Below are 20,478 nucleotides of genomic sequence, written 5' to 3' on the forward strand. Positions count from 1 at the left end.
TTCACGCTGCAGACCGGCTGCCGCCAACTGTTGTTTTTTTGTACCGCAGGCACCGCTATACTGCGCCTACGCTGGAGCCACCAGGGAACGGCAGCCCGCAAAACCAGTCCAAACTCGCCTGACTATAAAGAATTTTGTTGCCAATGACTGCGAAGACTTCCGGCTTGCGAAAAAAATATCTCCCCGCACGGCCAGCCAATCCGCTGCCGGTACTGCTCTGTGCGCTGCTGTTCGTGGGCGCTTGGCTGAGCACCCAGCCGGTCAGTGCGAGCAACGGGCTCTCACCATCATCTTCATCTTCGTCGCCCTTTGGCGCCGCAAGTTCCGGCCAGGATGATTTCCTGCCGGTGGACCAGGCCTATCAACTGGATTTCCTGTTCAGCGACGCCGGCGCCAGTGCATTGTTCCAGATTGCACCTGAATACTACCTGTACCGCGACAAATTAAAGCTGCTGCTGATCCGGGACGGCGAGAAGTCCACCCTGCCCCTCAACCTGGAGCCGGGCGAGGTGATCTGGGACGACTACTTCGAAAAGGAAACCGAGGTCTACCGCTGGCAATTGGAAATCCCACTGGACACACCATCGCTGCCCGCGCGGACGGCACAGATCCAGGTGCACTACCAGGGCTGCGCCGACGCCGGCCTCTGTTACCCGCCGCAGGTGCGCAACTTTGCGTTGGATTTCACCGACAGGACCGCCACCCCGATTGACGGCACCGGTGGCAGCTCCGGCCCCCTGGGCAATGCCACCTCCAGCGGAGCAAAGCCCGGCACGGTATCCGCAACCGCGTCCGGCAGCCTGCTGCTCGCGCTGGCGCTGGCGTTCGGCGGCGGCCTGTTGCTGAACCTGATGCCCTGTGTATTCCCGGTGCTCTCGATCAAAGCACTCGCCATCACTCACGCCGGCGAACGCCAGCGGCTGCACGGCTGGGCCTATACCGCGGGAGTGATCGCCACTTTCGTGCTGATCGCCGCGGTCATGCTCGGCCTGCGCAGTGCCGGCGAGGCAGTGGGCTGGGGCTTCCAGCTGCAATCGCCGGTGGTGGTGGCAGCACTGGTATATCTGTTTTTCGCCATGGGGCTTAGCCTGTCCGGGGTCACCGAGTTCGGCGGCCGTTTGATGGGACTGGGCGCCGGCAATGCGCGAAATAGCGGACTCGGCGGCTCTTTCTCGACCGGTGCCCTGGCGACGGTGGTGGCAAGTCCCTGCACCGCGCCACTGATGGGCTCGGCGCTGGGTTTTGCGGTAACCCAACCGCCCTTCGTCGCGCTGTCGGTGTTCGCCGCGCTCGGCGCCGGCATGGCCGCCCCCTTCCTGCTGCTTACCTATATTCCAGCGCTGGCGAACAAACTGCCTCGCCCAGGTGCCTGGATGGAAACCCTGAAGCAGCTGCTGGCCTTCCCCATGTACCTCACCGCGGTGTGGTTGTTGTGGGTGCTGGGGCGCCAGACCGGCAGCGACGGCGTGGCACTGGTGCTGGCGGGCGCGGTGGCCGTGGCCTTCGCCCTGTGGCTGTGGCCACGCCCAACGGATAGCGTGGGGAAAACGCGCTGGCTGCGCAGCGCCTGCGCGATCTTTGCTCTGGTTGGCGCCGCCTGGGCGCTGCCACAACTGGACGGCAAACCGCGGCAGCTGGCCACCACTGGCGCCAGCGACTACTGGCAGCCCTACTCACCACAGGCACTGGACGCGGCCCGCAGCCAGGGGCAGCCGGTACTCATCAACATGACGGCGGCCTGGTGTATCACCTGCCTCGCGAATGAGAAGGTGGTGCTATCCAGCGACGCCGTGCGCGCTGCGGTGGGCGATCTCGGGATCGTCGCCCTCAAGGGCGACTGGACCAACCAGGACCCTCAGATTACCGAGTTGCTGAGCCGCTACGGCCGCTCCAGTGTGCCGCTGTACCTGCTGTTCCCAGCCGATGGCGGCGAACCCCAGATTCTGCCGCAGATTCTCTCCCGCGACGGCCTGCTCACCGCCATGCGCGGTGCCGCCGGCCGCGAGGCCCTGGTCGACTCCACCGGGAAATAACGGGATTGCGGCGAACGTGGTGGCGGGTCGCACAAAGAGGGCACCCCGCCATCGCCAGCGGCCCACTCACTTCCCGCCCTCTGTATATCTTATGCAATCCGCCTAGTTGGCCATTCACACAGGTGAAAAGGCCATCTCGCACACAACTTTGCGGCAAATTGGGCGTTAAGTTCGGCGAACTGCGCGCAACGTCTCTATTTCTCAATTTGGGGCATGGACAGAGGGTCACTTTTGCGGCAAACTCGCGCCCAATTTCGGCAAATCCGCTGCTTGGCGCCGTTTACCGGCACGTTATCTGACTTTTAGCGGATTTTAGTCACAAATTCGCGCGCCTACTCCAACACCTAAGGCGAGACAAAGAGCGAGGCACAGAATGGCTAAACTACTGCTGTTGCACGGCCCCAATCTGAACCTGCTTGGCACACGCGAGCCCCAGATTTACGGCTCCACCACCCTCGACGAGATCAATGCGTCGGCCCGCGCCCAATGCGCCGACGCCGGCTGCGAGTTCGACTGCCTGCAGAGCAACAGCGAAGCCGAACTGGTGGAGCGCATCCACCGCGCCTACGCCGACAAGGTCGATTTCATCGTCATTAACCCCGCCGCCTTTACCCACACCAGCGTCGCCCTGCGCGATGCCCTGGCCGGCGTTGCCATACCGTTTATCGAGGTGCACCTCTCCAACCCTCACGCCCGCGAGGCTTTCCGCCACCACTCTTACCTGTCGGATCTGGCAGTGGGGGTTATCTGCGGGTTCGGTGCAGATAGTTACACTTTGGCGCTGCAAGCGGCGCTGAAACGGCTTTAACAACTGAATTTTTCATTCGCGGGCTGCGCGTCCGCGAGCGTGGTTACACAAGATCGAGAGTGACAAAATTATGGATATCCGCAAAATCAAGAAACTGATCGAACTGCTTGAAGAGTCCGATATCGGCGAGCTGGAGATTAAAGAAGGTGAAGAGTCCGTGCGCATCAGCCGCGGCGTGAGCGGCGCCTCCTTTCAGATGCCGCAGATGATGCAGATGCCGATGGCACCTGCGGCCGCAGCTCCGGCCGCCGCACCGGCACCTGCGGCCGCGCCGGCGGAAGCCAAGGCGGAATCCGTGCCCGCAATGACCGGCCACCCGGTGAAATCCCCCATGGTGGGCACCTACTACGCCGCCTCCAGCCCCGGCGCCGAGCCCTTCGTGAAGGTCGGCCAGCAGGTAAAAGCGGGCGACGTGATCTGCATCGTCGAAGCCATGAAGATGATGAACCAGATCGAAGCCGACAAGGCCGGCACCATCGAAGCCATCCTGGTGGAAGACGGCCAGCCGGTAGAGTACGACCAGCCGCTCGTGATCATTTCCTGAGCAGGGTGAGTACGCATGTTTGAAAAAATCCTGATTGCCAACCGCGGCGAGATTGCACTGCGCGTGTTGCGAGCCTGTAAAGAAATGGGCATCGCCACCGTGGCGGTGCACTCGCAGATCGACCGCGACCTCAAGCACGTTCGCCTGGCGGACGAGGCCGTATGCATCGGCCCCAACCCGTCCCCCCAAAGCTACCTCAACATCCCCGCCATCATCGCGGCGATGGAAATCACCGATGCGATGGCAGTGCACCCCGGCTACGGCTTCCTCGCGGAAAACGCCGACTTTGCCGAGCAGGTGCAGAAGAGCGGTTTCACCTTTATCGGCCCTGATGCTGACACCATCCGCCTGATGGGCGACAAAGTGTCCGCGATTGCGGCGATGAAGAAGGCCGGCGTTCCCACCGTGCCCGGCTCCGATGGCCCCCTGCCCGCGGACGGCGACAAGTGCCTGGAAATCGCGCGCAAGATCGGTTTCCCCGTGATCATCAAGGCCGCGGCCGGCGGCGGTGGCCGCGGTATGCGCGTGGTGCACAGCGAAGGCTCGCTGCTGAACTCCATCTCCGTGACCAAGTCCGAGGCCGCCGCGGCCTTCGGCGACAGCACGGTGTACATGGAAAAATTCCTGCAGAACCCGCGCCATGTGGAAATCCAGGTGATGTCCGACGGTCAGGGCAACGCGGTGCACTTTGGCGATCGCGACTGCTCCCTGCAGCGCCGCCACCAGAAGGTGCTTGAAGAAGCCCCGGCGCCGGGTATTCCCGACAAGGTGCGCAAGGATGTGCAGGATGCCTGTGTACAGGCATGTATCGACATCGGCTACCGCGGTGCGGGTACTTTCGAGTTCCTGTACGAGGACGAGCGCTTCTACTTCATCGAAATGAATACCCGTATCCAGGTGGAGCACCCGGTGTCCGAGATGGTGACCGGTGTGGACCTGATCAAGGAGCAGATCCGCGTGTGCGCGGGCGAGAAGCTGTCATTCAAGCAGGAAGACATCGTGATCCGCGGCCACGCCTTCGAGTGCCGGATCAACGCCGAGGACCCGAAGACCTTCTTCCCGAGTCCGGGCAAAGTGGACACCTTCCACGCCCCCGGCGGCCTGGGTGTGCGGGTGGACTCCCACCTCTACTCCGGCTACACGGTACCGCCGAACTACGATTCCATGATTGCCAAGATCATCACCTACGCCGAGGACCGCGAGACCGCGCTGGCGCGTATGCGTGTGGCCCTGAGCGAGATGATCATCACCGGTATCAAGACCAACATTCCTCTGCAGGAGCAGTTGGTGCGGGATGAGGCGTTCGCCAAGGGTGGGGTGAATATCCACTATCTCGAGAAGAAGCTTGGGATGGAGTGACTTTCTCCCTCCCCTCTTACAGAACCGACTAAGCCGGCTCTGTGGCGGCAAAGCACCGGGGATCCGTTTTTGAAACCGCTGTGAATACGTCCCTGTACGCTGCGTCGCAAACATCCCTGTTTGCGACGCTTTCAAAAACGGATCCCCGGCACTTTGCCTTCCGCACGACCTTTCCTACCCTGTTAGCGTTTCCGAAAGTTCTTTATACACTCAGGACTTTGATTTGCAGGTGCCGCTGCCGGTAAGGCTTTGCGAGACCTTCTAAAACAGGGATGTTTTAGAAGAGCCCCCAGGGATGGGTTCACGGCGTGTCTCGCAAAGCCTTACCGGCAGTGGTACCGCCACGGACTCGCCAAGAACCACCCTTCAAAAAAACCCGGAATAACCACAAGTGCCCTGGCTCCAATTACGCGTAAACACCACCCGCGATCAGGCGGAAAAAATCGAGAATGCCCTGCTGTTCGCCGGCGCCGTCTCAGTAACCCTGGAAGACAACGCCGACCAGCCGATCCTCGAACCGGGCCTAGGCGAGACCCCGCTGTGGGACCAGACCCTGGTCACCGGCCTGTTCGACGCCGAAGTCGACACCGGCGTCACCGAAGCCAAAATCTCCTCCTACCTGTGCGAACTCTTTACCGGCGCCCGCTGGGAACAGCTCGAAGACAAGGACTGGGAGCGGGAATGGATGAGCCACTACAAGCCCATCCAATGTGGCGACAACCTGTGGATCTGCCCCAGCTGGTGCGAGCCGCCGGCGCCGGGCGCCGTCAACCTCATGCTCGACCCCGGCCTCGCCTTCGGCACCGGCACCCACCCCACCACCTTCCTGTGCCTGCAGTGGCTCGCCCGCGAACCGGTACAAGGCAAGACCGCCATCGACTACGGCTGCGGCTCCGGCATTCTCGGCATTGCCGCACTGCTGCTCGGTGCCGATCGCGCACTCGGCACCGACATCGACCCCCAGGCCCTGCTCGCCAGTCGCGACAATGCCGTGCGCAACGGTATTGATCCCGAGCGCTTCCCAGTCTACCTGCCCGAAAAAACCCCGCCGGCGAGTGAAGCGAGCGCGGACATCATGCTCGCCAACATCCTCGCCGGCCCGCTGGTGGAACTGGCCCCGCAGCTGATCGAGCGCACGAAAGTAGGCGGCCGGATCTGTCTGTCCGGCATTCTTGCCAGCCAGGCGGAGCGGGTGAAATCCGCTTATAGCCAGTGGATCGACTTTGACGCGGATGCGGAGAAGGAAGAGTGGGTGCGCCTCAGCGGCACCAGGGTCAGATAAGCGCACTACGCCCGACGGCGAGGGACTGATAAACTCCCCCGCCAAAGCAATAATCGTCGAATACCATGTCGCAACTGGTCACCCGCTGTCCTCACTGCAGCACCTCGTTCCACGTCACCGAGCAGCAACTGCGAGCCGCGCGCGGCGCCGTGCGTTGCGGCTCCTGCCTGCAGGTGTTCCGCGCAGACGAGAATATCGTCTTCAATGAGGATGACCCGCAGCCGGCCGGCAAAAAGGCCATCGAAGAACTGCTTGAAGACGACGATTTCCTGATCCACGACGACATTGAGCTGGAAGGCGAAGAGGCGCGCGACGACGAACTCCCCAGGTCCCGCCCGAGCCGAAGTCAGGAGGACACAGCAAAACACGATCAAACCCGCCAAAGCCCGCTGATTGACGACGCCTTCGGCGAACAGCAGTGGCAGGATCTCGGCAGCGAGGACGCACAGCAAGACCTGGATCTGCGACGTGAGCTGGAATCCGAACTGGATGAATTGAGCGGCGTGGACGACCCCTGGGCTGCGGAAATTGCACAAGAGGAATCCACCGGCAACCGGAAGTCCGCTGGGCACCGCAACCTGGAGTCCCCGGACGAGCGCGAGGAAGACCTGTTCGCCGCGGACCTGCTGAGAGAAGAGGAGAGAGACGAGGGCGACACCACTCTGGTGGCGGGCAGCGCTTCCGCGGACATCGCCGGCGACCAGTTCACAGCGGAAGATATGCAGCGTATTGCCGGCAGCGGCGCCCACAGGGGCGCCAGGCCGAACGCGACCGACAGCCTGGACCCGCACCAGTTGGACGAGGCACCGCTGCTGCCCCGCGACCAGCTGATATCCGCCATCGGCCCCGCCCCCATCGAAGTCACCTGGCAACCCAAACGCCACCGCCGAGTGCCGACCTGGCTGTGGGCGCTGGGTGCACTGCTGCTGGCGCTCGGCCTGGTGGCCCAAACAGCCTACTTTCGCTTCGACACCCTGAGCAAGCGCGAGCCCTGGCGCCAGCTGTACGCGGCGGTGTGCCCGCTCGCCGGCTGCAAACTGCCGGCACAGGTCGACCTTACTGCCATCCACACCTCAAACCTTGTGGTGCGCAGCCACCCACAGACCGCCAATGCGCTGGCAGTGGAAGCCGTGCTGCTGAACCGCGCCCCCTTTGACCAGCCTTTCCCGACGCTGCAGCTGCGCTTTACCGACCTCAAGAATGCACCCGTGGCCAGCCGTCGCTTCGGCCCAGCGGACTACCTCAAGGGTGAGCTGTCCGGGCGCCGACTCATGCCCGCCGGCAACCCGGTGCACATTGCATTGGAAATCGTCGACCCGGGCAGTGAAGCGGTGAACTACGAGCTGCGCATCGTGCCGCAGTGAGCCAGTGGCCATTTGCCGCTGGCGTCCATCACCACACAATATTGCACAAAGTTCACCCTAAACGGCCAGCCATCGAACAATTTGCGCGCTTTTTCGCTTTTCCAGTGGCCGACCAGCCGCTATCATAGCCGCTCTTTGACACCCATGAGACCAGACCCGCGGGAGGGCGAGTTGCCCACGGAATTGCCAAGCAGCTTCGCCATCGGCCCCTATAACATCGGCGCGCCCGTCATTCTGGCGCCCATGGCCGGCGTTACCGATCGCCCCTTCCGCAGCCTGTGCCGCGAGCTCGGCGCCGGTCTGGTGGTCTCCGAAATGGTCACCTCAGATACCAGCCTGTGGGACAGCCGCAAATCGAGAACGCGCCTGGATCACGCCGGTGAGAGCGGTCCGATTTCGGTACAGATTGCCGGCGGCGACCCGGAGATGATGGCCAATGCGGCGCGGGAAAACGTCCGGCGCGGCGCCCAGATCATCGATATCAATATGGGTTGTCCGGCAAAAAAAGTGTGTAAAAAAGCAGCGGGTTCCGCCCTGCTGCGCGACGAAAAACTGGTCGCCGACATTCTGGAAGCGGTGGTTTCATCCGTCTCAGTACCAGTGACGCTGAAAATTCGCACTGGCTGGTGTCCGGATTCCCGCAACGGTTTGACGGTGGCCAAGATGGCCGAGGATCTCGGTGTCTCCGCCCTGGCAGTTCACGGCCGCACCCGCGCCTGTGGCTACCATGGCCAGGCCGAATTCGATACCATTGCCGAGATTGTGTCGGCGGTGAAGATACCTGTCTTTGCCAACGGCGACATCACCGGCGCGGAAAAGGCCCGCAAGGTGTTGGACTACACCGGTGCTGCCGCGGTCATGATTGGCCGGGCGGCTCAGGGACGTCCATGGATTTTCCGGGAAATCGCTCACTACCTCGCAACGGGGGAGCAATTGCCGGAGCCCTCACTGGATGAAGTCAGGGACATATTAATCACTCACTTGAGTGAGCTACACCGTTTCTACGGTGCGGTTATGGGGGTACGTATCGCCCGCAAACATGTGGGTTGGTACGTGAAAACACTCGCGGACAGCGACGACTTTCGCAAGACCTTTAACCAACTCGATTGCGCAGAAGCACAACATGCCAGCGTTCGTGAGTGGTTTGAACGCCGAATAACTAGAGGGGCAAAAGCGGCATGAATAACGAAGCACTGATTCCGGACACCAGCGATGTGGTGTCCGCTGGGGGACAGGTTCAATTGCAGCAACCGCAGGCACTGCGCGATGCGGTTGAACAGGCGATGGAAAACTACTTCCGTCACCTGGATGGTCAGATGGTGACCGAAGTCTACGATATGGTGCTGTCTGAGATCGAAGCGCCGATGCTGGAAGTGGTGATGAAACACACCCGCCACAACCAGACCCGCGCCGCGCAGCTGCTGGGCCTCAACCGGGGAACCCTGCGCAAGAAGCTCAAGCGCTACGGTCTGCTGTAAGGCGACATGCCGCCCCGGGCAACACAGTACAGTGACGACCGGGCGGTAAAATTTCAGCGAGGGGGGATGGGTTGAACCCATCCCCCCTCGCTACTTTCTACCTATGATGAAATGGCTCGGTCCGGCCGCTTCAACGCGGCGCCTTCGGCCCATGATCCATTTCATCGTCGCCCCCGAAATGCTGGCGCAGATGTGTGAATCTTCTGGCATTCCGGTGGCTCGCGCGGCTTAGGCCGCGGCGGCACATCCATGTGCCGCACCAGCTCTTTTTAAACTTCAGATGGACGATGCGATATGACTGACAAGGTGGCCGTTCGCCGCGCGCTGATCAGCGTTTCTGACAAAACCGGGATTGTGGAATTTGCCCGCGAACTCTCCAACATGGGCGTGGAAATCCTGTCCACCGGCGGCACCTACCGCCAACTCGGTGAAGCCGGTATCCCAGTGGTGGAAGTCTCCGACTACACCGGCTTCCCGGAAATGATGGACGGACGCGTAAAGACCCTGCACCCGAAAGTGCACGGCGGTATTCTTGGCCGTCGCGGTAAAGACGACGCGGTAATGACCGAACACGGCATCAAGCCCATCGACATGGTCGTGGTCAACCTCTACCCCTTCAAGGCCACCGTCGCCAACCCCAACTGCGACCTGCCCACCGCCATCGAAAACATCGACATCGGCGGCCCCACCATGGTCCGCTCCGCCGCCAAGAATCACAAAGACGTCGCCATCGTGGTCAACGCCCACAGCTACGACACCGTGATCGAGGAAATGAAAGCTAACGACGGCCAGCTCGGTTACGAGACCCGCTACGACCTCATGGTGCAAGCCTTCGAACACACCGCCCAATACGACGGCATGATCGCCAACCACTTCGGCGCGCGTAACACGTCCAACGAAGCCCGCGAGTTCCCCAACACCTTCAACGTCCAGTTCGAAAAAGCCCAGGACATGCGCTACGGCGAGAACCCGCATCAAAAAGCGGCCTTCTACGTGGAAGCAGACGCCGAGGAAGCCTCCGTCTCCACTGCCACCCAGCTGCAGGGCAAGGAACTCTCCTTCAACAACGTCGCCGACACCGACGCCGCGCTTGAGACCGTCAAACTGTTCGACGAGCCCGCCTGCGTCATCGTCAAGCACGCCAACCCCTGCGGCGTCGCCGTAGCCGCAGACATCAAGACCGCCTACGAACTGGCCTTCGCCACCGACCCGGAATCCGCCTTCGGCGGCATCATTGCCTTCAACCGCGAACTGGACGCCGAAACCGCCCAGCTCATCGTCGACAAGCAGTTCTCCGAAGTCATCATCGCGCCCAAGGTATCCGAAGGCGCCGCCAAAGCCGTATCCGCCAAGCAAAACGTACGCCTGCTGGAATGCGGCGAATGGGGTAGCGAACGCCCGGCGGCCTTCGACTACAAGCGCGTCACCGGCGGCCTGCTGATCCAGGAAAAAGACAACGGCATGGTTGCCAAGGAAGACCTGAAAGTCGTCACCAAGGTCCAGCCCTCTGACGAGCAACTGGACGAACTGCTGTTCGCCTGGAAAGTCGCCAAGATGGTCAAATCCAACGCCATCATCTACGCCAAAGACGGCCGCACCATCGGCGTCGGCGCCGGCCAGATGAGCCGTGTCAACTCCGCCCGCATCGCCGCCATCAAGGCCGAACACGCCGGCCTCGAAGTAAAAGGCGCGGTCATGGCCTCTGACGCCTTCTTCCCCTTCCGCGACGGCATCGACAATGCCGCCAAGGTAGGCATCAGCGCGGTCATCCAGCCCGGCGGCTCCATGCGCGACGACGAAGTCATCGCTGCAGCGGACGAGCACGGCATGGCGATGGTGTTTACCGGCATGCGTCACTTCCGTCACTGATCTGTCACTGACCTAGCGATTTAATATTCGCGCGTTATATGGGAAGGCCCTGTGGCTGGGGCCCCTTCCCGAGACCGTCTGCGGCCCGGATGGCCGCAGCCGAGCCCCCATGGATGGGTTTACGGCGTGTCTCGGGAAGGGGCACCAGCCACAGGGCCGCCACAGGACCGGCTTACGAAGCACTCAAATTTGCCCGCCTCCCCCGGTTACTGCCCAGCAATACTGCGCGCGATGCTAAACTAGCCCACCTAAATAACAGGCACGGGGAAACTCAAGAATGAATATCCTGGTAATCGGCTCTGGTGGCCGCGAACACGCACTGGCCTGGAAGGCCGCGCAAAACCCCGCCGTAGACACCGTCTTCGTCGCACCGGGCAACGCCGGCACCGCCCGCGAACCCAAACTCCAGAACGTCAACATCGGCACCGACAACTTCTCCGCCCTGTCTGACTTCGTCGAAGAAAAAGGCATCACCCTCACCATCGTCGGCCCCGAAGCCCCACTGGTGGACGGCATCGTCGACTTCTTCAACAGCCGCGGCCACAACATCTTCGGCCCCGAAAAAGCCGCCGCCCAACTCGAAGGCTCCAAAGCCTTCACCAAAGAGTTTTTGGAACGCCACGGCATCCCCACCGCCGCCTATCAGAACTTCACCGAAGTCGAACCGGCGATCGAATACATCCGCGCCCAGGGCGCCCCCATCGTCGTCAAGGCCGACGGCCTCGCCGCCGGTAAAGGCGTCATCGTTGCCGAAACCATCGAACAGGCCGAGCTGGCCGTGCGCGACATGCTCAGCGGCAACGCCTTCGGCGACGCCGGCTGCCGCGTCGTAGTCGAGGAATTCCTCACCGGCGAAGAAGCCAGCTTCATCGTCATGGTCGACGGCGAACACATCCTGCCCATGGCCACCAGCCAGGACCACAAGCGCGTCGGCGACGGCGACACCGGCCCCAACACCGGCGGCATGGGCGCCTACTCCCCGGCACCGGTAGTGACCCAGGACGTGTACGAGCGCGTGATGAAAGAAGTCATCGAGCCCACCGTCAAAGGCCTCGCATCCGAAGGCATGCCCTACACCGGCTTCCTGTATGCCGGCCTGATGATCAACGCAGAGGGGGCGCCCAAGGTCATCGAATACAACTGCCGCTTCGGCGACCCCGAAACCCAGCCGATCATGATGCGCCTCAAATCCGACCTGGTGGAGCTGTGCATGGCCGCAGTGGAAAAGCGCCTCGACAAGGTCACCGCCGAGTGGGACCCTCGCCCGGCGCTGGGTGTAGTGCTTGCCGCCCACGGCTATCCCGGCAGCTACCGCAAAGGCGACGCCATTTCCGGCCTGGACAAGGCCGATGGTGAAAATGCCAAGGTATTCCACGCCGGCACCGCGCTCGACGGCGAGCGCGTGGTCACCAGCGGCGGCCGCGTACTCTGCGCCACCGCCGTGGGCGAAACTGTGGCCGAAGCCCAGGAAAACGCCTACGAGTGCGCGCGCAAGATCTACTGGGAAGGCGCCTTCTACCGCAAGGACATCGGCTATCGCGCGGTAGAGCGGGAACAGTCCGAAAACGCGTAGTCAGTCTTTGAGGAATACGCCGATGAGCAGCCAACGCCAATTGACCGGACTCGACCGCCTGCTGCTGCAGGCGGATCGCGCCCTGCGCACCCTGAGCCCCGGCTCACCCTGTCACGAGCGGCTGTCGCCGGCCAGATCCGTCGATGAAGCGGAACTGTCGGACAGCGAGCGCCGCCACGCGGCAGGCCTGATGCGGGTCAATCACAGCGGCGAGGTGTGTGCCCAGGCGCTATACCAGGGGCAGGCGCTGACCGCCAAACTGCCGCAGGTGCGCGAGGAAATGGAACACGCGGCCGACGAGGAGATCGATCACCTGGCCTGGTGCGAGCAGCGCCTGCGGGAACTCGACAGCCGCCCGAGCCTGCTCAACCCTCTCTGGTACAGCCTGTCCTTTGGGATAGGCGCCGCGGCGGGCAAGATCAGCGACCGGGTCAGCCTCGGCTTTGTTGCGGCCACCGAGGAGCAGGTGTGCAAGCACCTGGAGAGCCATTTGCAGAAGCTGCCGGCGCAGGACGAGAAAAGCCGCGCAGTGGTGGAGCAGATGCTGGTGGACGAGGCCAGGCACCAGCACGCTGCACTGGACGCCGGCGGCGCACGCTTTCCCGGCCCGGTAAAAGGCCTGATGACCCTGGTCTCCAGGGCGATGACGTCGGCCAGTTACCGGGTTTAGCTACCGGGTCTAAGTCCCCGCCGCCAATAAAAAACCCCGAGTCTCAGCGAGGTTCGGGGTTTTCTGTATCTGGTCGGGAGGAGACCTGAAACGTCAGATCTCTTCAATCCGGTAGGAGTGCACGATCTCCACTCCCGCCTTGCCCAGCATGATGGAGGCGGAACAGTACTTCTCCGCGGACAGCTCCACCGCCCGCGCCACCTGCGCCTCCTTGATATTGCGACCGCGCACCACAAACTCCATCTCGATCTTTTCGAACGGCGCCGGGACCGTGTCCGGGCGGTGTCCCTTGAGTTCCACATGGCAACCGATCACGTCCTGGCGGGCCTTCTCCAGGATACTCACCACGTCGTAGGAGGCGCAGCCGCCCACGCCCAGCAGGATCATTTCCATCGGGCGCACACCGTTGTTCTTCTGGCCGCCTTCCATTACCACGGCATTGCCACTGCCAGATTCGCCCAAGAATGTCAGACCATTCACCCAGGTCACCCGACCCTGCATAACACCGCCCGCCATGGAACTCTCTCCTTCAGATTTGATGAGGGCCGGGAGCTTATCACACCCGTCGCCGGATTCCGCGACACAGCGTGTTCCTGGACTATCGTACTACCTTCTGCACCATAGTAAGCCTTTACTTACGGTGGTTGTAAGCGCCGTCTACAACCGCTATAAACAACACCCGACCCAGCCCTTCGCAAATAGTGGCCCAGATCACATTGCGGAGCTTTGCCACGCCCAGCCCCTGTTGGCACCGGTGTTTTAGCGGGATAATCATTTTTTACCCGGGATCAGGCACAAAAAATTCTAGAAAAGGAGTAGATCCGTGACGGTCGCTACCGAAGATACCCTGTCTACTGGCAACATTGAGGACTTCCTCGCCCATTGCCACCGCCGCCGCTACCCGGCCAAGAGCACCATCATCTACGCCGGTGATCGCTGCGAATCCCTGTATTTCATCATGCGCGGCTCGGTGACCGTGCTGATCGAAGACGACGAAGGCCGCGAAATGATCGTCGCCTACCTGAACGACGGCGACTTCTTCGGTGAAATGGGTCTGTTCGACCAGGACACCCGCAGCGCCTGGGTGCGCACCAAGACCGAGTGTGAAGTGGCGGAAATTTCCTACAACAAGTTCCAGGAACTGAGCCGTCAACATCCGGAATTCCTGTTTGCTCTGGCCACCCAGATGGCCGGCCGCCTGCGCAACACCACCCGCAAGGTCGGTGACCTGGCGTTCCTCGATGTCACTGGCCGCGTGGCCCGCACCCTGCTCGACCTGTGCAACGAGCCGGACGCGATGACCCATCCGGAAGGCATGCAGATCAAGATCACCCGCCAGGAAATCGGCCGTATCGTCGGCTGCTCCCGCGAGATGGTCGGCCGTGTGCTGAAGACCCTGGAAGAGCAGGGACTGGTGTCGGTAAAGGGCAAGACCATGGTGGTCTACGGCACCCGCTGACCATAGCGCGCTTCCGGGTACGAAGGCGATCCACTGGGATCGCCTTTTTTGTATCCGTCGCCGGTGGGCTCCAAGACCGTGGCGGTGACTCACGAGCCGCGACACTAGAATTCCGTCAAGGAAGTCCGAGGGACTCATCTATGCGGAATCGTTACGGGTCTGTTCAACGGTATTGCGCTGTATCGCTTTTTGCGATGCTCATTCTGCTACTTGTCTCCGCCTGCGGCAGGCAGGCGGAGACAGACAGACCCGCCTACCCTGACGGTGTCCCCTTTATCAATTACATCGAGACCGGTGATCTCAGTGAGATCAAGAAGCGTGGGATTATTCGCTTCGTCAATATATCCGGTCCCGAGGAAGACATGCTGCCGCGCGACAGTATAGTCACCCTCAGGAGTCTTGAGCTCGCCAACAAGCTGGCGGAAAAGTTGAAGCTCGAACCTCAGTGGGTCAAAGCCGATTCCCCCCAGCAAGCGCTCGAACTGGTGCAGGCCGGCAAGGCCGACGTGGCGGCCTATACCCTGACCGACACACCGGCGCACCGGGAGCTGGTGGATTTTACCGTGCCGCTGATGCAAGCCCGCCACAAACTGGTTACCGGTAAAGATGGTCCGGACATCAACGATCCCAAGCGGCTCCACGACGTCGAACTGATCGTACATCCGGGCTCTTCCTACGTGGATACCGCCAACCGCCTGCTTGCGGAGTTACCTCAGGCAAATCTGTCCATTGTGAAAGTGGCGACCTATGAGAATCGCGATGTCCTGGCGGATCTACTGAACGAAAAAGACAACCGCGTAGCCATCCTCGATGACTTTATCGCCGATGATATGCGTAATTATCGAGACGATGTACGCATCGGGGCCAACGTCTCGGAGAGTGAAAACATCGCCTGGGCAGTGCGCAAGGATTCAAAGCAACTGCTCGCTACCGTCAACAACTTCCTCACCAGGAACCTGGTCAAAGCGCCGAATGATCGCATTGCCAATTGGAAAGAGATCAAACAGTCCGGCGTCATCCGTTTTCTGACCTATAACCGCCCCTCGGTGTACTACCTCTGGAAAGGCGTGCTGATGGGCATTGATTACGACCTCGCCAAGGCCTTCGCCGATAAACACGGGTTGCAGCTGCAGGTGATCGTCGTCCCCTATGACGAAACACTTATCGACTGGCTGAAAGCCGGTCGCGGGGACTTTGCCGGCGCCCTCAAAAATATCACCCAGGAGCGCATAGACCAGGGCATTGCTTTCACCACGTCCTACCGGGAAACCCCGGAACAGGTGGTGAGCAACCGCAAGAAACCCAAGATCGAACAGGTCCAGGATCTGGCCGGGCGCACGCTGACCCTGCGCGCCTATTCACCGTTCATCGCCACCGGTCGCGCGCTGGAACGCAGCGGCATCGACGTGAACGTCGAAGTTGCGCCACCGGAAATGTCCATTGCGGAGATCGTCGCCAAGATTGCCGCGGGGGAGCTCGATGCCACCATCATCGACTCCGACGACATCCTGATGGCCGCGTCACTGCAAGCCGATCTGCTGCCGGGCACCCTGGTCAGCGACCCGAGACCCCAGGGCTGGATGGTGATGCCGCAGAACCGGGAGCTGCTGAAAAAGCTCGATATCTTCCTGGCCAAATACCGCAAGACAGAGCAGTACCAGCAGAAAATTGCCGCCTATTTCGAACCGAATAAGCGATTTACCCAACGGGTTTCCGCGCGGGTTATTCCGGGCAAAGATCTGTCGCCCTACGACGAGCTGGTAAAAAATTCCTCCGTGGAGCACGGATTCGACTGGCGCCTTCTCGTCGCGCAGATGTGGCAGGAAAGCAACTTCAATCCCAAGGCCGTCTCGCCGGTGGGTGCACAGGGCCTGATGCAGGTAATGCCGGCAACGGGAGAGGAAATGGGTTACCCACCGCCGCTGTTCGAACCGGACCGCAATATCCAGGCCGGCGTTAAATACCTGCACTGGGTGCGCGATCGCTTTGAACCGACACTGCCGACCATCGAGAAACTCTGGTTTACCCTCGCCTCCTACAATGCGGGCTATGGCCATCTGCTCGACGCCCGTCGGCTGGCGGCGGAGTTGGGGCTGGATCCGAATGTATGGTTCGGCAATGTCGAGGTGGCGATGCTGAAACTGTCTGAGCCCCAATACTTTACCAAGGCCCGCTACGGCTACGTGCGCGGTGCGGAACCGGCCCAGTATGTGCGCAATATCAGCGGTCTTTACAACGCCTATGCCGACATCGCCAGTGGCGACATCAGCGTACATGAACCTCAGCCTTTCTTTGGCGCGCCGACAGTGACGCCCCCATGGCGCTCCCAACGGCAACAGCCTTAATGACAGCCTTAATGGATGGACGCTGCGGTACCTGAAAAGTAGCAGGCCGGGCGTGGGTGCCTCTCAGCGTTCGCCGCCTCATCTCCAGCCGCAGGTCGCAGAAACGATAACAACAATTGCCATTTGCAGTGGCGTTGCCGCCTCACAAGTTGATATGATGTATCATATTTTTAAATCAACGGCGCCACCAATGTCCCAACACGTGCAATTTTTCCACTTACCAACGATGACCACCGCCGCTCTTCTCCTTGGCCTCTGGCAAAGCGCCTGCGCCCAGGAAACAGACAACGACGACAGGGTTGAGGAAGAAGTTGTCGTCATTGCGCAAAAGCAGCCCTACCGCGGTGACGTTAACCCTGAGTCCCTGCCGCAGTCTGTGCAGATCCTTTCCGGCGACTTGCTCGCCGCGCAGGGCATTACGGACCTGCAGTCCGCCCTGGATCTCGCGGGGAGCGTGGCGCGGCAGAATGATCTCGGCGGCATCCAGACCACCTATGCGATCCGCGGATTTGCCGGGGATGAAAGCATGCCCAGTGGTTATCTGGTCAATGGTTTTAGCGCGGGGCGCGGCTTTAGCGGACTCAGAGACGTCTCGAACGTCGAGCGGATGGAAATAATGAAAGGGCCGGGATCCGCGCTCTATGGACGCAGTGAACCCGGTGGCACCATCAATCTCGTCACCAAGAAACCGCAGTTTACAACCGAAGGTTACCTGCAGGCTTCAGCGGGCAGCTACGACAGCTACCGCCTGGAAGGCGACTATACCGGGCCGCTGAACGAGAACATCGCCTACCGTATCAACGGTGCCGTTGCCGATTCCACCGGTTTCCGCCATACCCAACCGCGCAAATACGCACTGGCCCCCTCCGTGCTGTTCCATCTCTCCGAGCACACGACACTCTCCTACGAACTGGAACTGGTGCGGCAACAGGCACTGTTCGACCGCGGTATTGTCGCAGTCGGTGGCGACCCGGATGTATTGCCGGTCACCCGATATCTTGGTGATCCGGAAAACGGCCCCTCGGAAATCCGTGCGGCGGGCCACCAGATGGTGCTTCAGCACGAACTGCAAAACGGGTGGACGCTGCTCGGCGGCCTGGGCTACCGGGATTCAACGCTGACCAGTTACTCGGCGGATGCAGAACTTTCCGACGGCCGGCAGCTCCTGTTGACCGATGGCCGCACCCTGACCCGCCAGCGCCGCTCGCGAGATTACGCCGCGGACGATCTTTCCGGCAGACTGGAACTGACCGGCAGCCTCGCCACCGGGCCGTTGACCCACCACCTGCTGCTGGGCGCCGATGCCTATGAATTCGAACTCGACTTTTCCCTCGGCCGCTGGCGCGTGGATTACGGATCCATGGATCCCACCTATGCCATCGATATCTTTAACCCGGACTACACCGGTGTGCGTCCACAGCCGGCACCCCAGATCAATCAACTGCAGGTGCAGCGCACCCGTGGGATCTACCTCCAGGACCAGATAGACCTGACGGACCAGTGGAAAATGCTGCTGGGCGTACGCTTTGATGATTTCGACCAGAGCATCGACGACCGCCTGAGTGGGCTGCGCAGTACCATGGCACAGACCGCTACCAGCCCCCGCGCCGGACTGGTGTTTGAAGCCACACCCGAGCTGTCGATTTACGCCAGTTTCTCCGAGGGATTCCGCCCCAACACAGGCTCCGATTACTACGGCACCGCGTTCGATCCGGAGGAGAGCAGTTCCTATGAAACCGGAATCAAGGCCGCCACCGAAGACGGCCGTACCACCGCTACCCTGGCCCTGTTCCGCGCCAAGAAATCCAATGTACTGACCGCGGATCCCGCTAACCCGGGTTTTTCCGCCGCGCTGGGTGAGGCCCAGAGTGAAGGGGTGGAAGTGGATCTGAGTGCAGAGCTCGCGCGCAACCTGAACCTGATATTCTCCTACGCCTATGTCGACGCAGAAACCAGTAACGATGTGGTCAATCTGGACTGGGGTGTGGAAATTCCAGCGGGCAGCCGCCTGATCAATATTCCACAGCACGCCGGTCATCTGTCACTATCGCAGGACTTTACCATTGCCGGCGCGCCGGCTTCCGTGCGCCTGGGTGTGCAATATGTAGACGAGCGCCTGGGGGAAACTGTGGATCCGGATTATGTGCTGCCGGCCTACACACTGCTCAACCTGTCGGGTTCGTACACACCCGCCGCCAAGGTGGCGCTGTTTGCCCATATCGACAACCTGCTGGATGAGCGCCATTACGTCAGTTCCTATCACAAGTTGTGGACCATGCCGGGAGCACCGCGCACATTCAGCGTCGGCATCCGCTACGATCTGTAGACCCGATTTCGAAACAACGGTACCAAGAAGCTCAAAATGACCGCTGTATCCACGTTTTCTGCAAGCACCGGTGCTGGCGCAGTTGTGAATAAATCGCGTATTGCCTCTATCGATATCATGCGCGGTCTGGTGATCGTGCTGATGCTGATCGACCATGTGCGCGAACGGTTCTATCTGCACATGCAGGTATCCGATCCCATGGACGTGCCCAATACCGATCCCGCGTTGTTCTTTACCCGGCTGTCTGCACATATCTGTGCGCCGACCTTCGTATTTCTGACCGGACTCTCGGCCTGGCTGTATGCCCATCCGAGCCGGGGTGGGGTGCGCTCGCCCAGCGGGTTTCTGTTCAAACGCGGATTGTTCCTGGTTTTGCTGGAAGTGACCCTGGTGAACTTTTCCTGGGCCGGAAGCTTCGGCACGTTCTGGCTGCAGGTAATCTGGGCAATCGGCCTCAGCATGATGGCCCTGTCCCTGATCGTGAAATGTCCGCGCTGGGCAATCGGGGCAATCGGCTTCGCCATCGTGTTTGGCCACAATCTGCTTACACCGGTTGGCTTCCAGCCCGGTGAGTTTGGCTACAGCCTGTGGACCATACTGCACGACCGCGGTTTCCTGCTGGACACCGGGGCACTGCGGATCAAGATCAGTTATCCGCTATTGCCGTGGATCGGGGTGATTGCGCTGGGGTACTTTGCCGGACCCCTGTATGCGCGTACCACAGATGCGTTTGCCCGCCGCAAAACGTTGGTAGCCATGGGATTGGGTTGCCTGGCACTGTTGCTGGTGTTGCGCGGTTTCAATATTTACGGTGAAACCCTGCCGTGGGTGGCCGGCGAAACCGCTCTGCAGACCGCAATGTCGTTCGTCAACTTCACCAAGTATCCACCTTCCCTGGACTTCCTGTTGCTGACACTGGGCATTGCCTTCCTGTTGCTGGCCTGGTTTGAAAACCGACAGGGCAAATTGATGGACGTGCTGGAAGTGTTCGGCTCAGCCCCGATGTTTTTCTATATCCTCCATCTCTATGTACTGCTTATTCTCTATCAGATAGTGATCGCGGTAGCCGGACCCAATCACGGTGACCTGTTTGGCGTCGACCATATCTGGTGGGTCTGGATCATCTCCGCGGCGCTTACTCTGGTGCTCTATTTCCCCACGAAAGCCTTCGCGCGCTTCAAACACTCGACCAGTATGGGCTGGGTAAAGTACTTCTGAGCGGTGACGATTAGCGATCCGCGCGGAACGCTCGGTAACAACGGAAAAAACCAAAGCCTTCACGCCGAGCGTTAAAAAAACAGCCTGTTAAAACCGCTGAACCGGGCCAGTGGATCGCGCCTCACCCTTCCCGGCGAGGCGCGAGTTCCA

The 20,478-nt window shown here is 61.0% G+C and carries 16 protein-coding genes; 15 read left to right on the forward strand and 1 reads right to left on the reverse strand.

Features of this window, described 5'->3' with window-relative positions; genetic code table 11:
• Positions 1-143 precede the first annotated feature (143 nt).
• The 11 genes from FDY93_RS06725 to coq7 all read left to right on the forward strand — a co-directional run bounded on the left by FDY93_RS06725 (position 144) and on the right by coq7 (position 12,980).
• Positions 144-2,033 (forward strand): protein-disulfide reductase DsbD family protein, encoded by a 1,890-nt coding sequence (locus FDY93_RS06725; RefSeq protein ID WP_138234989.1) that lies wholly within the window; start codon positions 144-146, stop codon positions 2,031-2,033.
• 373 nt (positions 2,034-2,406) lie between these two features.
• Positions 2,407-2,841 (forward strand): type II 3-dehydroquinate dehydratase, encoded by a 435-nt coding sequence (aroQ, locus tag FDY93_RS06730; protein ID WP_138234990.1) that lies wholly within the window; start codon positions 2,407-2,409, stop codon positions 2,839-2,841.
• A 70-nt stretch (positions 2,842-2,911) separates the two neighbouring features.
• A complete protein-coding gene (accB, locus tag FDY93_RS06735) occupies positions 2,912-3,385 on the forward strand; it encodes an acetyl-CoA carboxylase biotin carboxyl carrier protein (protein WP_138234991.1) in 474 nt (157 codons plus the stop codon).
• 15 nt (positions 3,386-3,400) lie between these two features.
• Positions 3,401-4,744 carry an acetyl-CoA carboxylase biotin carboxylase subunit gene (accC, locus tag FDY93_RS06740; RefSeq protein ID WP_138234992.1) on the forward strand — a complete coding sequence of 448 codons (1,344 nt, stop codon included), beginning with the start codon at positions 3,401-3,403 and terminating at the stop codon, positions 4,742-4,744.
• Between the two features lie 391 nt (positions 4,745-5,135).
• Positions 5,136-6,026 carry a 50S ribosomal protein L11 methyltransferase gene (gene prmA / locus FDY93_RS06745; protein WP_138234993.1) on the forward strand — a complete coding sequence of 297 codons (891 nt, stop codon included), beginning with the start codon at positions 5,136-5,138 and terminating at the stop codon, positions 6,024-6,026.
• Between the two features lie 65 nt (positions 6,027-6,091).
• Positions 6,092-7,390, forward strand: coding sequence for a DUF3426 domain-containing protein (locus FDY93_RS06750; protein WP_138234994.1), 1,299 nt, complete (start codon positions 6,092-6,094; stop codon positions 7,388-7,390).
• A gap of 144 nt (positions 7,391-7,534) precedes the next feature.
• On the forward strand, positions 7,535-8,572 hold the full coding sequence (dusB, locus tag FDY93_RS06755; RefSeq protein WP_138234995.1) for a tRNA dihydrouridine synthase DusB: 1,038 nt from the start codon (positions 7,535-7,537) through the stop codon (positions 8,570-8,572).
• Positions 8,569-8,868: a DNA-binding transcriptional regulator Fis gene (gene fis / locus FDY93_RS06760; RefSeq protein ID WP_105102945.1), complete on the forward strand. Its 300-nt coding sequence runs from the start codon at positions 8,569-8,571 to the stop codon at positions 8,866-8,868. The genes dusB and fis overlap by 4 nt, the downstream gene beginning before the upstream one ends.
• Before the next feature lie 294 nt (positions 8,869-9,162).
• Positions 9,163-10,737 (forward strand): bifunctional phosphoribosylaminoimidazolecarboxamide formyltransferase/IMP cyclohydrolase, encoded by a 1,575-nt coding sequence (purH, locus tag FDY93_RS06765; RefSeq protein ID WP_138234996.1) that lies wholly within the window; start codon positions 9,163-9,165, stop codon positions 10,735-10,737.
• Positions 10,738-11,014: 277 nt separating this feature from the next.
• Positions 11,015-12,310 carry a phosphoribosylamine--glycine ligase gene (gene purD, locus FDY93_RS06770; RefSeq protein ID WP_138234997.1) on the forward strand — a complete coding sequence of 432 codons (1,296 nt, stop codon included), beginning with the start codon at positions 11,015-11,017 and terminating at the stop codon, positions 12,308-12,310.
• Between the two features lie 22 nt (positions 12,311-12,332).
• Positions 12,333-12,980: a 2-polyprenyl-3-methyl-6-methoxy-1,4-benzoquinone monooxygenase gene (gene coq7 / locus FDY93_RS06775; protein WP_138234998.1), complete on the forward strand. Its 648-nt coding sequence runs from the start codon at positions 12,333-12,335 to the stop codon at positions 12,978-12,980.
• Between the two features lie 93 nt (positions 12,981-13,073).
• On the opposite strand, the gene FDY93_RS06780 is transcribed toward coq7, so the two are convergent.
• Positions 13,074-13,481, reverse strand: a complete 408-nt coding sequence (locus FDY93_RS06780; RefSeq protein ID WP_138235142.1) for an OsmC family protein — start codon at positions 13,479-13,481, stop codon at positions 13,074-13,076.
• Positions 13,482-13,803: 322 nt separating this feature from the next.
• On the opposite strand from FDY93_RS06780, the gene crp reads away from it, so the two are divergent.
• The 4 genes from crp (at position 13,804) to FDY93_RS06800 (ending at position 20,328) form a co-directional block, all read left to right on the forward strand.
• Positions 13,804-14,439, forward strand: coding sequence for a cAMP-activated global transcriptional regulator CRP (crp, locus tag FDY93_RS06785; protein ID WP_105102941.1), 636 nt, complete (start codon positions 13,804-13,806; stop codon positions 14,437-14,439).
• 194 nt (positions 14,440-14,633) lie between these two features.
• Complete coding sequence (locus FDY93_RS06790; protein WP_171018917.1) at positions 14,634-16,784, forward strand: transporter substrate-binding domain-containing protein; 2,151 nt, start codon at positions 14,634-14,636, stop codon at positions 16,782-16,784.
• A gap of 190 nt (positions 16,785-16,974) precedes the next feature.
• Positions 16,975-19,110, forward strand: coding sequence for a TonB-dependent siderophore receptor (locus tag FDY93_RS06795; RefSeq protein WP_171018918.1), 2,136 nt, complete (start codon positions 16,975-16,977; stop codon positions 19,108-19,110).
• Positions 19,111-19,146: 36 nt separating this feature from the next.
• Positions 19,147-20,328 carry an acetyltransferase domain-containing protein gene (locus FDY93_RS06800; protein ID WP_138235001.1) on the forward strand — a complete coding sequence of 394 codons (1,182 nt, stop codon included), beginning with the start codon at positions 19,147-19,149 and terminating at the stop codon, positions 20,326-20,328.
• Positions 20,329-20,478 lie beyond the last annotated feature (150 nt).

The sequence above is a fragment of the Microbulbifer harenosus genome (assembly GCF_005771435.1).
GTDB lineage: Bacteria > Pseudomonadota > Gammaproteobacteria > Pseudomonadales > Cellvibrionaceae > Microbulbifer > Microbulbifer harenosus.

Excerpts from the sequence above, each read along its gene's own strand:
- FDY93_RS06725 (WP_138234989.1), top strand. The coding sequence starts at position 144 with ATGACTGCGAAGACTTCCGGCTTGCGAAAAAAATATCTCCCCGCACGG.
- aroQ (WP_138234990.1), top strand. The coding sequence starts at position 2,407 with ATGGCTAAACTACTGCTGTTGCACGGCCCCAATCTGAACCTGCTTGGC.
- accB (WP_138234991.1), top strand. The coding sequence starts at position 2,912 with ATGGATATCCGCAAAATCAAGAAACTGATCGAACTGCTTGAAGAGTCC.
- accC (WP_138234992.1), top strand. The coding sequence starts at position 3,401 with ATGTTTGAAAAAATCCTGATTGCCAACCGCGGCGAGATTGCACTGCGC.
- FDY93_RS06750 (WP_138234994.1), top strand. The coding sequence starts at position 6,092 with ATGTCGCAACTGGTCACCCGCTGTCCTCACTGCAGCACCTCGTTCCAC.
- dusB (WP_138234995.1), top strand. The coding sequence starts at position 7,535 with ATGAGACCAGACCCGCGGGAGGGCGAGTTGCCCACGGAATTGCCAAGC.
- fis (WP_105102945.1), top strand. The coding sequence starts at position 8,569 with ATGAATAACGAAGCACTGATTCCGGACACCAGCGATGTGGTGTCCGCT.
- purH (WP_138234996.1), top strand. The coding sequence starts at position 9,163 with ATGACTGACAAGGTGGCCGTTCGCCGCGCGCTGATCAGCGTTTCTGAC.
- purD (WP_138234997.1), top strand. The coding sequence starts at position 11,015 with ATGAATATCCTGGTAATCGGCTCTGGTGGCCGCGAACACGCACTGGCC.
- coq7 (WP_138234998.1), top strand. The coding sequence starts at position 12,333 with ATGAGCAGCCAACGCCAATTGACCGGACTCGACCGCCTGCTGCTGCAG.
- FDY93_RS06780 (WP_138235142.1), bottom strand. The coding sequence starts at position 13,481 with ATGCAGGGTCGGGTGACCTGGGTGAATGGTCTGACATTCTTGGGCGAA.
- FDY93_RS06790 (WP_171018917.1), top strand. The coding sequence starts at position 14,634 with ATGCTCATTCTGCTACTTGTCTCCGCCTGCGGCAGGCAGGCGGAGACA.
- FDY93_RS06795 (WP_171018918.1), top strand. The coding sequence starts at position 16,975 with ATGTCCCAACACGTGCAATTTTTCCACTTACCAACGATGACCACCGCC.
- FDY93_RS06800 (WP_138235001.1), top strand. The coding sequence starts at position 19,147 with ATGACCGCTGTATCCACGTTTTCTGCAAGCACCGGTGCTGGCGCAGTT.